The sequence below is a fragment of the Bradyrhizobium sp. genome, assembly GCF_035309285.1.
Lineage (GTDB): Bacteria > Pseudomonadota > Alphaproteobacteria > Rhizobiales > Xanthobacteraceae > Bradyrhizobium.
Map to the genome: position 1 here is coordinate 1 of NZ_DATGFH010000040.1, position 13601 is coordinate 13601.

The 13601-nt window shown below is 62.5% G+C and carries 11 protein-coding genes and 1 pseudogene; 5 read left to right on the forward strand and 7 right to left on the reverse strand.

Annotation, left to right across the window (positions count from 1 at the left end):
• Both VKR55_RS08105 and VKR55_RS08110 read left to right on the forward strand, forming a co-directional pair.
• A pseudogene (locus VKR55_RS08105) lies at positions 1-239 on the forward strand (long-chain fatty acid--CoA ligase); the annotation flags it as partial.
• 217 nt (positions 240-456) lie between these two features.
• Positions 457-1257 carry an SDR family NAD(P)-dependent oxidoreductase gene (locus VKR55_RS08110; RefSeq protein ID WP_324401567.1) on the forward strand — a complete coding sequence of 267 codons (801 nt, stop codon included), beginning with the start codon at positions 457-459 and terminating at the stop codon, positions 1255-1257.
• Positions 1258-1391: 134 nt separating this feature from the next.
• Here VKR55_RS08110 and boxB read toward each other — a convergent pair whose 3' ends face one another.
• From boxB to VKR55_RS08135, 5 genes are all read right to left on the reverse strand, one after another.
• The gene (gene boxB, locus VKR55_RS08115; RefSeq protein WP_324401646.1) at positions 1392-2828 is read right to left on the reverse strand and encodes a benzoyl-CoA 2,3-epoxidase subunit BoxB; all 1437 of its coding nucleotides are present in this window, start codon (positions 2826-2828) and stop codon (positions 1392-1394) included.
• Between the two features lie 175 nt (positions 2829-3003).
• Positions 3004-4692: a 2,3-epoxybenzoyl-CoA dihydrolase gene (gene boxC / locus VKR55_RS08120; protein ID WP_324401569.1), complete on the reverse strand. Its 1689-nt coding sequence runs from the start codon at positions 4690-4692 to the stop codon at positions 3004-3006.
• A 94-nt stretch (positions 4693-4786) separates the two neighbouring features.
• The gene (locus VKR55_RS08125) at positions 4787-5290 is read right to left on the reverse strand and encodes a DUF309 domain-containing protein (RefSeq protein ID WP_324401571.1); all 504 of its coding nucleotides are present in this window, start codon (positions 5288-5290) and stop codon (positions 4787-4789) included.
• Between the two features lie 24 nt (positions 5291-5314).
• Complete coding sequence (locus VKR55_RS08130) at positions 5315-6130, reverse strand: alpha/beta fold hydrolase (protein ID WP_324401573.1); 816 nt, start codon at positions 6128-6130, stop codon at positions 5315-5317.
• A gap of 220 nt (positions 6131-6350) precedes the next feature.
• On the reverse strand, positions 6351-7889 hold the full coding sequence (locus VKR55_RS08135) for a benzoate-CoA ligase family protein (protein ID WP_324401575.1): 1539 nt from the start codon (positions 7887-7889) through the stop codon (positions 6351-6353).
• A 101-nt stretch (positions 7890-7990) separates the two neighbouring features.
• Between VKR55_RS08135 and VKR55_RS08140 the strand changes: the two genes are divergently transcribed.
• The gene (locus VKR55_RS08140) at positions 7991-8896 is read left to right on the forward strand and encodes a helix-turn-helix transcriptional regulator (protein WP_324401577.1); all 906 of its coding nucleotides are present in this window, start codon (positions 7991-7993) and stop codon (positions 8894-8896) included.
• Positions 8897-8964: 68 nt separating this feature from the next.
• A complete protein-coding gene (locus VKR55_RS08145; protein WP_324401578.1) occupies positions 8965-9573 on the forward strand; it encodes a hypothetical protein in 609 nt (202 codons plus the stop codon).
• On the opposite strand, the gene VKR55_RS08150 is transcribed toward VKR55_RS08145, so the two are convergent.
• Together VKR55_RS08150 and VKR55_RS08155 are read right to left on the reverse strand one after the other, a co-directional pair.
• Positions 9538-10668 carry a DNA-methyltransferase gene (locus VKR55_RS08150; protein WP_324401581.1) on the reverse strand — a complete coding sequence of 377 codons (1131 nt, stop codon included), beginning with the start codon at positions 10666-10668 and terminating at the stop codon, positions 9538-9540. The genes VKR55_RS08145 and VKR55_RS08150 overlap by 36 nt on opposite strands.
• A gap of 378 nt (positions 10669-11046) precedes the next feature.
• Entirely contained in the window at positions 11047-11832 is a 786-nt protein-coding gene (locus tag VKR55_RS08155; protein WP_324401583.1) for an IclR family transcriptional regulator domain-containing protein, read from the reverse strand.
• Between the two features lie 142 nt (positions 11833-11974).
• On the opposite strand from VKR55_RS08155, the gene VKR55_RS08160 reads away from it, so the two are divergent.
• Positions 11975-13333, forward strand: a complete 1359-nt coding sequence (locus VKR55_RS08160; RefSeq protein ID WP_324401585.1) for an aromatic ring-hydroxylating dioxygenase subunit alpha — start codon at positions 11975-11977, stop codon at positions 13331-13333.
• Positions 13334-13601 lie beyond the last annotated feature (268 nt).

A 13601-nucleotide genomic window follows, 5' to 3' on the forward strand; every position in this document is an offset into this window, starting at 1 on the left:
TCTTGCTCTACAAGGAGCTCGACGCCGACGACGGCGAGCTCACCCGCACCCGAAAGGTACGCCGCGGCGTCATCAACGAGAAATACGCCGGGATCATCGACGCCATCTACCGCGGCGACGCCAACATCCCCGTCGACACCGTGATCCGCTTCCAGGACGGCACCACGCAACGCATCCACACGACGCTCAGGGTCGTCGACCTTGCGCCGCAAGCGCCCCTCGCGGAGGCCGCGGAATGATGAGAAGCAGCTCACCGGCCCGAATTCTTCACCTCGCCCCGCTTGCGGGGTCGAGAGGAGCTGCGCTCGCTCTGAGAGGTCGGATCGCCTCGACGACATATTCGATTGTCATGCGCGGGCTTGACCCGCGCATCCATCCTCTTCGAATAAGGAATCTCTCAAGATTGATGGATTGCCGGGTCAAGCCCGGCAATGACGAGACGAACAGGGAGGCATCATGTTCAAGGATCTGTTTTCGCTGTCCGGCCGCGTCGCGCTCGTGACCGGCGGCTCGCGCGGCATCGGCAAGATGATCGCGGCGGGATTTCTCGCGCAAGGGGCCGCCAGGGTCTACATCACCGCGCGCAAGGCCGGACCGTGCGAGGCGACCGCCAAGGAGCTCACCGCCGCCTATGGCGGCGAGTGCATCGCGCTGCCGATCGATATTGCGACCGTCGAGGGCTGCCAGAAGCTCGCCGCCGAGATCATCAAGCTTGAGCCGAAGCTCGACATCCTCGTCAACAATGCGGGTGCGGCCTGGGGCGCCGAGTTCGACGAGTTTCCCGAGAGCGGCTGGGACAAGGTGATGGATCTGAACGTCAAGTCGCCGTTCTTTCTGACCCAGGCGCTTTCGAAACCGCTGCGCGCCGCGGCGAGCGCGGAGCGGCCGGCGAAGGTGATCAACATCGCTTCCATCGACGGGCTCTTCGTCAATCCGCTGGAGACTTACTCCTACCAGGCGAGCAAGGCCGCGCTGATTCATCTGACGCGACGGATGGCGGCGAAGCTGATCAAGGACCATGTGATCGTGACAGGGATCGCGCCGGGGGCGTTTGCGTCCGACATGAACCGCGCCGCGCGCGATCATGCGGACGAACTCGGCAAGCGCGTGCCGTCTGGCCGCATCGGCACCACCGAGGACATGGCCGGCACCGCGATCTTTCTTGCCTCCCGCGCCGGCGATTATGTCGTCGGCACCACGCTCGCCGTCGACGGCGGCGTGGTCTATGCGAAGGCGGGAGCCGAGATCGCGGGGTGAGGCACGGATGGCCGCCACAAACTCGGTCTGTAGAGTGGGCAAAGCGTAGCGTGCCCACCAGTCACGAGCCGTGCTGCCGATAGATGGTGGGCACGCGCTGACGCGCCTTTGCCCACCCTACGCGGCTGATGACCTCACGTCTCGATCTTCACGTATTCGAAATCGCCGGGCTTGTTGTCGATGCCGACCTTCGGCGGCGAGATCCAGGCCGCGAACTGGCCGGGCTCGGTCACGGGCGTCATCAGCGAGGCGATGAACTCGCCGTCCTCGGCCGACGGAATCCACTCGCCCTTGCGCTTGTTCCAGGTGGCGTCGTCGATCAGGAGGCCGTCGGGCGTCGCATGCACGTCCTTGAACTCGCCAATGGCGCGGTTGAAGGCGACGTTGGGCAACGTCAGCTTGTAATCATAGCCCGTGGTCGAGATCACCTTGTTCCAGCGCAGCATGCCCTTGACGCAGTCCTGGCTGTAATCGTCGCGGAGCCGCATGTTGAGCGCGGTCAGCGCCGGCTCGTCGACCCGCCTGGCCTCTCCATCGATGAGCTTCAGCACCGGATAGGTGGCGTTCTGCAACTGATGGTCGTCGTCGATCTGCGTCTCGTGGAAACGACCCTTGATGCCGGCGTTGAAGGCGTTCGCCGCGTTGGTCGAGACCTCCGAGCCGAACAGATCCAGGGAGAGCGAATAATGCAGGTTCAGCTTCTTCTGGATGGTCGGCAGGTCGATCACCCCGAGCGCGCGCACCTTCGCGATATCGGTCGGATCGGTGATGCCGGCGTCCTTCATGGCGTCGCACGTCCGCTGCACCACGCGGGTGATGCCGGTCTCGCCGACGAACATGTGGTGCGCCTCTTCGGTCAGCATGAAGCGGCAGGTGCGCGACAAGGGATCGAAGCCCGACTGCGCGAGGCTGTGAAGCTGCATCTTGCCGTCGCGGTCGGTGAAATAGGTGAACATGAAGAAGGAGAGCCAGTCCGGCGTCTTCTCGTTGAAGGCCCCCAGCATGCGCGGGGAATCCTCGTCGCCCGAGCGGCGGCGCAACAGCTCGTCGGCCTCCTCGCGGCCGTCGCGGCCGAAATATTTCTGCAGGAGGTAGACCATCGCCCAGAGATGGCGGCCCTCCTCGACATTCACCTGGAACAGATTGCGCAAATCGTAAAGCGAGGGCGCGGTCTTGCCGAGATGGCGCTGCTGCTCGACGGACGCAGGCTCGGTGTCACCCTGGATCACGATCAGGCGGCGCAGCATGGCGCGATATTCGCCGGGCACTTCCTGCCAGGCCGGCTCGCCATAATGCTCGCCGAACGGGATCTTGCGATTTTCTTCTTGAGGGGCGAGCAGGATGCCCCAGCGATAGTCGGGCATCTTCACATAATCGAACTTGGCCCAGCCGCGCGGATCGACGGAGTAAGCGGTGCGCAGATAGACCAACGACTGCTGGAAGCCGTCCGGGCCCATATCGTGCCACCAGTCGATATAGCCGGGGTGCCAGCCTTCGAGCGCTTTGAGCACCTGGCGATCCTCGGCCAGATTCACGTTGTTGGGAATCTTGGTGGAGTAATCGACGTTCATGATGTTCATGGCGTGCTCCTTCGACTTGTTCTGCCGTCATGCCCGGCCGTAGCAGTCAAGCTTGCGCAGACTGCGTAAACTTGTCTGCGCTGCCGGGCATCCACGTCTTTCTTTTCAATTTGAAGAAAGACGTGGATGGCCGGGTCAAGCCCGGCCATGACGACGCAAAAATTCACTAGACCCGCGTCATATCAAACTTCGGCTTCTGGCCCGAGCCATAGCGCCGCAAAGCGCCGTCCTCGCCGACGGCGTTCGGACGCTGGAAGATCCAGTTCTGCCATGCGGTCAGGCGCGCGAAGATTTTCGATTCCATGGTCTCGGGACCGACGAAGCGCAGGTTCGCTTCCATGCCGGTGAGGCTGTCGGGCGAGAAGCTCGCGCGCTCCTCGAAGAACACGCGGATCTCGTCGTCCCAGTCGATGTCGTCGAGCGCGAAGGTGACGAGGCCGAGCTCTTCGGCCTCCTCGGCATCGAGCGCCGCGCCGACCTTCTCGCGCGCGCGATCGAGATCGCTTGCATCGGCCTGGAAGCGCGACTGCAGCCGCGTCAGGCCATGGCTCATCGGATAGGGTCCAAAATTCATCGCGGAGAGTTGCAGCGACGGCGGCGGGCGGTTGTCGCCCTGGCGTGAGCCGATCAGCATGTAGGAGCGGTCGGCGGCGAACACGAGCTCGGCGAGCGTGCCGACGAAGCAGGAGCCGGGTTCGACCAGCGTCACCAGCGTGCGCGAGGTGACGTCGATGCGCTTCAGCACGCGCTTCCAGAACTGCCTGACCTCGTTGACCAGCCAATGCGCCTTGTTGGCGTCGAGGAAGGCGTCGTAGCTCAGCACATGTGCGGGATCGCCATGTGACTTGAACACGAGCAACGCGACCTCCAGCTCGTTGATGCGCAGATGCAGGATCGCGTCGTCGAGCTCGCGCGCGACCTGCAGCGGCCAGAACGAGGCGCCCTGCACGAGCATGCGATCGATATCGGCGGGTGCGGCCGCCTCCGGCGCCTTGATCGAAATGGTCGCCATGCGTGCGGCGCGGTCGATATCGACGCTGACAAAGCCGTAGCGGATGCTGTTCTCGTCGATCGAGCGCGTGAGCGGCGCAAGCACGATCCCCTTGCCATTGCCGTTGCGCTTCGAGTCCGCGGCAAACGCTTTGGCACGCTCGCCGATCTTGGCTTCCAGCTTGCTGTTCGGCGCGATCTCGTCGACCAGGCGCCAGGCGACGGCGCGCTTGCCCTTGATGCCTTCCTCGATGGTGCAGAAAAAATCGGCGTGGTCGCGGCGCACCTTGCGCTTGTCGACGACGCGCGTCAGCCCGCCGGTGCCCGGCAGCACAGCCAGCAGCGGCACTTCCGGCAGCGCCACGGCGGCGGCGCCATCGTCGGCCATAATGATGTGATCGGTCGCCAGCGCCAGCTCGTAGCCGCCGCCGGCCGCCGTGCCGTTGACGACCGCGATGTAGCGCTGTCCGGAGTTTTCGGATGAATCCTCGAGCCCGTTGCGGGTCTCGTTGGTGAATTTGCAGAAGTTCACCTTGTGCGCATGGGTGGCGCCGGCGAGCATGCGGATGTTGGCGCCGGCGCAGAACACGCGGTTCTTGCCGGAGCGGATCACGACGACCTTCACATGCGGGTGCTCGAAGCGCAGCCGCTGCACGGCGTCGGCGAGCTCGATATCGACACCGAGGTCGTAGGAATTGAGCTTGAGCTGGTAGCCCTCGAACAGGCCGCCGTCCTCGTCGACGTCCATGGTCAACGTTGCGACCTCGCCATCGACCGCGAGCTTCCAATGACGGTAACGCGACGGATCGGTCTGAAAATCGATGTATTTCGCTCCGCCCGCGAGGACGCGATCTTCACCCGCCATGAGCCACCCTTGAGCATAATCCGTAAGCTGATATGCACTATAATGCATGTTATTGAGCGCGTCTAGTTCAAAACGCGCAAATATGCATTTTGTTTCATGTACGGCTACCGACGGCGAATGCGACCCAATCCGCCTTGGTAAGCTGCGGCCGCTCGGACCGCGCTTTCAAGGTCGCGGTCAGCGCCTCGACCGGAAAGCCATCGGCAAAACCGTCGCCGGAGACGGCCGCCTTGCGCTGACCGAGGGTGCGGAGCGCCGCCAGTGCCTCGCCGAATAGCCGACCCGCCGACCCCGGCTTCTCCATGCGCAGCCGCAAATTGCCGTTGGCGATCAGGATGCACGCGCGCAGCAGGATGCGCTCGCGCCCGCCTTGCGGCGCGGCCGCCCACACCGTTTCCAGGATCTCGCGCGCTTCCCAGAAATAGCCGTGGTCGTTGAGCGCAAGGCCATAGCGCAGCGCGGGATGGCGCGCCGGCACGTAGCCGCGAAAGGCCGGCGGCACGAGCAGCTTCACCTGCGCCAGCGTCTCGTAATCGGCGTCGGCCTCATAGGTCTCGCCGGGCACGTAAGCCCACTGCGGAAAAGGCAGGCGGGTCATTGCCGGAAAGCCCCGGCACATGCATCAGGCGGCCCGGCCCTGCGAGCCCTCGTGGTTACGCAGCACGGCGTTGGCGAATTCCGAAATCGCATGCAGCGTCGCCCCAGGCGCTTCACGATGCGGCGAATGCCCAGCCCCCGCGAGGAGGGTCACATCCACGGGACAATAGCACTCTTGCCTCGCGATCTCGACTTGGCGGATCGTCCCATATTGGTCGTCGGCGCCCTGGATGATGGCCACGGGCACGCGGATATAGGCGAGGGATTCGGCAATGTCCCAGCTTCGGAATTTCGGATCGAGCCAGGCGCCGTTCCAGCCATAGAAGGCGTTGTCGACGTCCTTGTGCCAGCGCGCGAGCTTGTCGCGCAGGTTCGTGGTCTCGTAGGCGATCTTGATCTCGGCGATTGATTGCACCGAGATGTCCTCGACGATGAAGTGCGGCGCGATCAGCGCGATCGCACGCACGCGGTGATCCTGCACACCGCCGGCATAGATCGCCGCAATCGACGCGCCGTCGGAATGGCCAAGCAGCAGGCCGCGGCGGAAGCCGATCGCCTCCAGCAGTTTCGGCAGCACATCGAGCGCCTCGCGATGCATGTAGTCGACCGGACGCGGCAGCTTGACCGGCGACGAGGCGCCGTAGCCGGCGCGCGAATAGACGAACACGCCGACACCGGTTGCAGCCTGCAGCTTGTCGGGGAAATCGCCCCACAGCGCAGCAGAGCCGAGGCCTTCGTGCAGCATGACGATCGTCGGCGCTTGCTCTGGTGACGGCCCGATCATGCGGTATTCGAGGTCGCTGCCATTGATGTGGAGAAAGCCGGAGGGTGCGAGGGTCATGTCGACGGTCGGCATGCAATCACGAGGGGTCTCGCCACGAGCGCACTTCACCTCTCCCGCTAGCGGGGGAGGTCGACGCGCTCGAAGAGCGCGGCGGGTGGGGGCTTTCTCCTCGAGCGATCGAATTCGCGGGGGCACCCCCACCCCAGCCCTCCCCCGCAAGCGGGAGAGGGAGCGCAGCGCAATCGGGGATGCAATTCGGGCTCATCTCACGCAAGGCCTAGTTCGGCGCCCCATCCCGCAATTTGAATCGCTGGATCTTTCCCGTTGCGGTCTTGGGCAGCGACTCCACCGTCTCGATCCAGCGCGGATATTTCCACACGCCGATCTTCTGCTTCACATAGTCTTTCAAGGCTTCGTCCAACCCGTCCCGTTTCGCATCGGGCCGCAGCACCACGAACGCCTTCGGCTTCAGCAATCCCTCCGGATCGGCTTCCGGCACGACGGCGGCTTCGAGCACGGAGGGGTGCGTGATCAGCGCGCTCTCGACCTCGAAGGGGGAGACCCAGATGCCCGACACCTTGAACATGTCGTCGCTGCGGCCGCAGAAGGTGTAGCGGCCATCGGCGTCGCGCACATATTTGTCGCCGGTGCGGGTCCAGTAGCCCTCGAAGGTCGAGCGGCTCTTGGCGCGCTGATTCCAGTAACCTTCGCCGGCGGAGGGCGCATGCACCAGCATCTCGCCGACTTCGCCGTCGGGCACGTCGCCGCCATTCTCGTTGACGAGGCGCACCTGATAGCCCGGCACCGGACGGCCCGAGGAGCCGTATTTGATGTCATCAGGCGCATTCGACAGGAAGATGTGCAACAGCTCGGTCGAGCCGACACCATCGAGAATGTCGGCGCCGAAACGCGCCTTCCAGGCATTGCCGACCGATTCCGGCAGCGCCTCGCCGGCGGAGGTGCAGATGCGCAGGCGCGTGCCGCAGCGCGCGTTCTTCGTCGCCTCGTCATTGAGCATCGCTGCGAACAGGGTCGGTACGCCATAGAAGATCGTCGGGTTGTACTTGTTCAAGAGCTCGAACATCCGCGCCGGCGTTGGACGATCCGCGTTCAAAACCGTGGTCGCGCCAACCGACATCGGAAAGGTCAGCGCATTGCCGAGGCCGTAGGCAAAGAACAGTTTCGCGGCGGACAGGCAGACATCGTCCTCGCGGATGCCGAGCACCTGCCTGGCGTAGGTGTCGGCAGTCGCGGCGAGATTGGCGTGCAGATGGCGAACGCCTTTGGGCATGCCGGTCGAGCCGGACGAATAGAGCCAGAACGCCGGCTCTTCGGCGTGCGTCGCCACCGTCGCGAAGGAATCGTTCTCGCGCGCGAGCTCTTCGGAGAGCAGCTTGTGCCCATACGCATTCTTGCCGGAGACGATGACGCATTCGAGGTCCGGCATCCGCCCGACGATATCCTTCACGGCCGGATACAGCGCCTCGGAGACGAACAGCACGCGCGCGCGGCAATCGGCGAGCACGTAGGCGTACTGCTCCGTGGTGAGCAACGTGTTCAGCGGGATCGGCACCACGCCGGCGCGGATCGCACCCAGGAAGACGATCGGAAAATCGACCGTGTCGAGCATGATCATGGCGACGCGCTCTTCGCGGCGGACGCCGAGACGGCGCAGCAGATTGGCGGCGCGGCAAGTCTCGCGTTGCAGCTCGCCATAGCTCAGCTCGCGAACCGTATCGGTGTAGGCGAGCTTGTTGCCGCGCCCTTCCTCGACATTGCGGTCGAGCAGCCACGTCACCGCGTTGTAGGAAGTCATGACGTTTCTCCCCGACTTTCTGGACCATCTGGAATTATAATGCATAGAAAGACACCAGCTTTGCTTGCTGTCAATCCTCTTCGGCATTATGTTTCCGGAAGATGACCGAGACCAGCGATCCCGAATCCGGCTTCCTCGAGCAGCTTGGCCAGCGTGTCCGCACCATGCGCGCGCTGCGCGGCATGTCGCGCAAGGTGCTGGCGAAGGTGTCCGGGATTTCGGAGCGCTACATAGCGCAGCTCGAGAGCGGCAAGGGCAACGTCTCGATCGTGCTCTTGCGTCGCGTCTCGAACGCGATGGGTGCGCATCTGGAAGACCTGATCCCCACGGCGGATCCGGCGCCGGATTGGCCCGTGATTCGCGATCTCCTGCGAAAAGCCACGCCATCGCAGATCGCGCAGGCCAAGGACCTGCTCGCGGGGCATGGCGCGAGCGCGCATCGCGCCTCGTTCTCGGGCATCGCGCTGATCGGCCTCCGCGGCGCCGGCAAGTCCACGCTCGGAAAAATCCTCGCAAAGAAGCTCGGCTGGAATTTCGTCGAGCTGAACAAGGAGATCGAGGCGCAGAACGGATTGTCGGTCGCCGAGATCATCGCGCTCTACGGCCAGGAGGGTTTCCGGCGCATGGAGCAGACCGCGCTCAATCAGCTCCTCGCGCGGAAGGAGCTGATGGTGCTCGCGACCGGCGGCGGCATCGTCTCCGAGCCCCTGACCTTCGATCTGATCCTGTCGTCGTTCTACACGATCTGGCTCAAGGCCGAGCCGGAAGAGCATATGGGCCGCGTACGCAAGCAGGGCGATCTCCGGCCCATGGCCGACGACCGCTCGGCGATGCTGGAGCTCCGCAACATCCTGGTGAGCCGCGAGCCGCTCTATGCCCGAGCGTCAGCTATCGTCGATACCGCCGGCCTTTCGGTGGATGCCGCCGCGGCCCGGCTGATCGACACAGTGCGGCCGGTGCTGCAGAACGAGGCAAGGTCGTTCGGGCTAAGAAGCGTGGCGGTTTAGGGGAAGTCTTGACTTTTTTGCGCTCTGGATGCGTGCTTTAAACACAAACGCGTGGAGCCGAAGCTGCTGTGACATTGCAAAAAGCGACCATTGATAAATCCAAATTCAACAAGGCCATCGAGTTGCCCTTTCAGTTGCGTTTGGCTGATTTCGAAATTGCTATGGAAGATGTTTACGACTTCTTCTTTGACGTGAACAAGCTGCTGCTGGACCGCGGACTGAAGAGGCTCGATGATATGCTTCGACCGGCCGCGATGTCCGGCATAATTTCCGATATGCTGACGGCTTCGATGGCGAAGCACGCCCGCTCCCTTGTCGAAAACAAGCATTTCAATGGACACCCCGACCTGATCGTCCAAGGGCGTTATGCGAACAACTCGGTGAAGTCCGGAACGGATGGCGTCGAAATCAAGAGCACGCGTAAAAAAGGCGGCGCGGTCGACACTCACGGCGCGCGTGAACAGTACATGTGCGTGTTTGTTTATGATACCGACCACGATACGGAGCCGGCCACTGATCGTCGACCAATGCGCTTTACCGAGGTTTACATCGGTCACGTTACAAAAAGAGACTTTCGAAAAAACGCTCGCGGTGACCTTGGGACCCGCACGGCGACGCTTGATCGCGTCGGCATTACAAAACTACGCTCCAATTGGGTCTATCTTCTGGATAAGTAAGGATGAGAGCTGCGGCATGGTACGCCGCGCCATAGAGACATATTCTGCATCTTTTTCGATGCCGATGCTCTCGTAGCCTACAGCATTGGCCGCGGCTAGGGTCGATCCCGAACCAGCAAAGGGATCGAGGATAATGCCTTGACCAAGTGGCAAGGCTGCACGGACAAGGGCCCGCAGAAACGCTTGCGGTTTAAGCGACGGATGAGCTGCGATTTGCCGCTCGACCTTCGGCGTCGGACTCGATTTGATAACGTCGCCAAACGGGCGTTCGCTAGAGGGCCTACGGAAACCGCCAGTCTTCCATTTGCGCAGATTGTCCTGAGCCCGGCCGTCTAGTGGATGGCGCAGGACGATCCAGGGCTCGAACATCGAACGCGGCATTACGCTGACATTGGTAAACTCCTTGTGTGCATTTTTCGGACGGTCACCACCCCGCATGGTCATGACAAGACGAATAATGCTTCCACGCATCTCCAGCCCAGCCGCGCTCATCGCTGACGCAACGACGTGATCGAAAAGCGGATTACTTGCAATTATAATGTTGGCGCCAGGAACTGTTGCACGAAGGGCAAGCTGACCGAACTCGAAGAAGAAATCGTACATCACCTGCAGATCGCCCTCGTCCAGCACAGTGAATCGTGGCAGAGGTGCTCGCTGATGCCCGTCAAACGATGGCGGTATGCGCCAGACTCCTCCGCGCCCCTTTCGAAGTTTGCTTTGCTCCACAGCGCTATATTCGACTAGGCCGTAAGGCGGATCCGTCACTATGGCATGAACCGAGCGGCCCTCACGCGAGCGTAACCAGTCGAAGCAGTTGGCGTGCACAAGCTTCGCTCTGTCTATCTCATATGTCGGGTGAGGCTTTGACTTTGCGACATGATCGTCAACGATGCGCAACCTATAGTGCCCCCGCGATGTCCGCTCGAAGAGTTCAGGCGTATTTAAGTTGAGGTAGGAGCGGACCGATGAGGCCGGTACATCACCAAGTCGCGACGCGACCGCCTGCGTGATTTCTGCAAGGGATGCGCTCTCAGCTGCTGAAAGATAACTGACGATGGAGTCTCGGACGATGCCCGGTGCGGCTCTGTAGTTCATCGCATGCCCCCTTGAGAACAAAGAGGGTACGATAGAGACGTCTAGACGTCAATGCAAAAGTCAGGGCTGTGGGAAACTCAATCAGGCGGCTCTCTCAGCCGGTAAATGCCGCGCCCAGCGCGTTCGAAGATTTTTCCGGTATTCAAATTGAGCGAGGACCGCACTGACGAGGCGGCCACCGCTCCTAATTGTTCCGTTACACCCTTCGTAATGTCTACGACGGAGGCGGAATTCTTGCTTTTCAAATAAGCGACGATAGCGTCTCGCACCGTTCCTGAAGATCTTGCCATTTTCTTATGCCCAGTTGCGAACAACTAAATAATCAGGCGCGCGAAGTGGCTTCAAGGGCATGCTGAGGCTCGCTCAAAGTGCGCTGTGCTAAAGCAACCTTGTCTTCACTTCCTCGGCGCCCGCGCGCAACAACGGCAGGAAGCGCTTCACCATCTCCTCCGTCGAGATGCGATCGACATGCGTGCCGATATTGATCGCGGCGACGATGGTGCCGTCGTAGCGCCGGACCGGCACTGCAATCGAACGGAAATGTGGCTCGGCCTCGCGGTCGACCAGCGAATAGCCTCGCGCACGATCGGCTGTGATGGCGGCGAGAAGGCGCCTGGGATCGGTCACAGTCTGCGGGGTCAGCGGCTCGCGGCGCAGTGAAGCGAGCTTTGTCTTCAGCTCCGCATCATCGAGGCGGCCGAGCAGCGCGCGGCCGACCGCCGTGCAGAACGAGGGTAAGCGATAGCCGATGTCGACGCCGCCGGTGAAGATGCGCATGGGGCTGCCGCGCGCGATGAACACGACATCATCGCCGTCAAGCACGGCGAGCGATGAGATCTCCAGCGCCTCCGCTGAAATGCGATCGAGCACAGGCTGCAGCACGGCCACGACCTGGTTCGAGCGCAGATAAGAGCCTGCGAGCGTCAGCACCTGCGGCGTCAGCGCGAACAGCTTGCCGTCGCTTGAAACAAAGCCGCCGTGCTGCAGCGTGAAGAGGATGCGGCGCGCGGTAGCGCGCGGCAGATCGGCCTCGCGCGCGATTTCGCTCAACGATATCGGCGCCGTGCTCTCGCCGAACGCCTGCAAGAGCCGCAGGCCGCGGTCGAGGCTTTCGACAAAGTCGGTAGCGCGGACCTCGCCGTTCTCGCGTTTCAGCTTGGGCATGACGTTTTCCGCACCTCGACTGCTAAAGTGTCGCTTGCGCCAATCACAGCTTGTGTTAGCATATTGAACATATGTTCAATAGACGAACAAATTAGCGGCAAGCGCTTCGCATCGCAAGCCCAACCTCAGGAGGTGACGCGCCATGATGAGCCAGGAGCAGAGCGACCTGATCACCCGCATCGGCCCGAACGACCCCTGCGGAAAATTGATGCGGATGTATTGGCAGCCGGCGGCGCTGGTTGACGAGCTGCAGGGGCCGCGCGCGGTGCGCCCCGTAAAGCTGCTCGGTGAAGATCTCGTGCTCTTTCGCGACGCGCAGGGCCGCTACGGCCTTATCGATCGTCATTGCGCGCATCGCGGCGCCGACCTCGCCTTCGGCCGGCTCGAGAATGGCGGCCTGCGTTGCGCCTTCCACGGCTGGCTGTTCGACGTCACAGGCCAGTGCCTGGAGACTCCAGCCGAGCCGGTGGGCTCAAAACTTTGCCAGGGCATCAGGCAGCGCTCCTATCCCGTGGTCGAGAAGAGCGGCATCCTCTGGGCTTATCTCGGCGAAGGCACTCCGCCCGCCTTTCCGGAGATCGATTGCTTCGTCGCGCCCGACAGCCACGTGTTCGCGTTCAAGGGCCACTGGGCCTGCAACTGGCTGCAGGCGCTGGAAGTCGGCGTCGATCCCTCGCATGCCTCCTACCTGCACCGCTTCTTCGAGGACGAGGACACCTCGAACGCCTATGGCCGCCAGTTCCGCGGCGCGTCTGCCTCCAGCGATATGCCGATGACCAAGGTGATGCGCGAATACGACCGCCCCATCATCAATATCGAGCACACCGAATACGGCATGCGCCTGATCACGCTGCGCGAGATCGACGCGGAGTTCACCCACGTGCGGGTCACCAACCAGCTCTTTCCGCACGCCTTCGTCATCCCCATGAATACCGAGATGACGATCACGCAGTATCACGTGCCGATCGACGACGAGAACTGCTACTGGTATTCGATCTTCACCTCTTTCACGACGCCGGTCGACAAGAAGACGATGCGCGACCAGCGGCTCGCGACCTACGAGCTGCCCGACTACAAGTCGCGCCGCAACAAGGCGAATGATTACGGCTTCGATCCGCACGAGCAGGCGACCGCGACCTATACCGGCATGGGCATGGACATCAACGTACACGACCAGTGGGCGGTGGAATCGATGGGCGCGATCCAGGATCGCACCAAGGAGCATCTCGGCCAGAGCGACAAGGCGATCGTGCAGTATCGCCGCATGCTGCGCGAGCAGATCGAGAAGGTTGCGGCCGGCGACAAGCCCCTGCTGTGCCTGGACGAAGCCACGGCCCGCAGCATCCAGGGGCCGGGCACCATGGACGGCATCGGGCCGACCCAGGGCTGGGAGATGTACTGGATGGAAGTCGACGTGAAGCGGCGGCGCGGCGCACCCTGGGCCGTGCCGGTGCCGAGCGAGATCGCGGAAAAGGTCAAGCATCTGTCGGCGGCGGAGTGATTGCTCTATTTTCAGCGTCGTCATTCCGGGATGGCCCGAAGGGCCAGGCCCGGAATCCATATCCACCGGCCATGGTTATGGATTCCGGGCTCGCGACTTCGTCGCGCCCCGGAATGACGACGAATATGATGACGAATATGGAGAAAATCGTAGGGTGGGCAAAGGCGCGCATGCGCCGTGCCCACCTGGACATTCTCCGGCGCCAGCTGGTGGGCACGCTGCGCTTTGCCCACCCTACAATATCGTCATTGCGAGCGAAGCGAAGCAA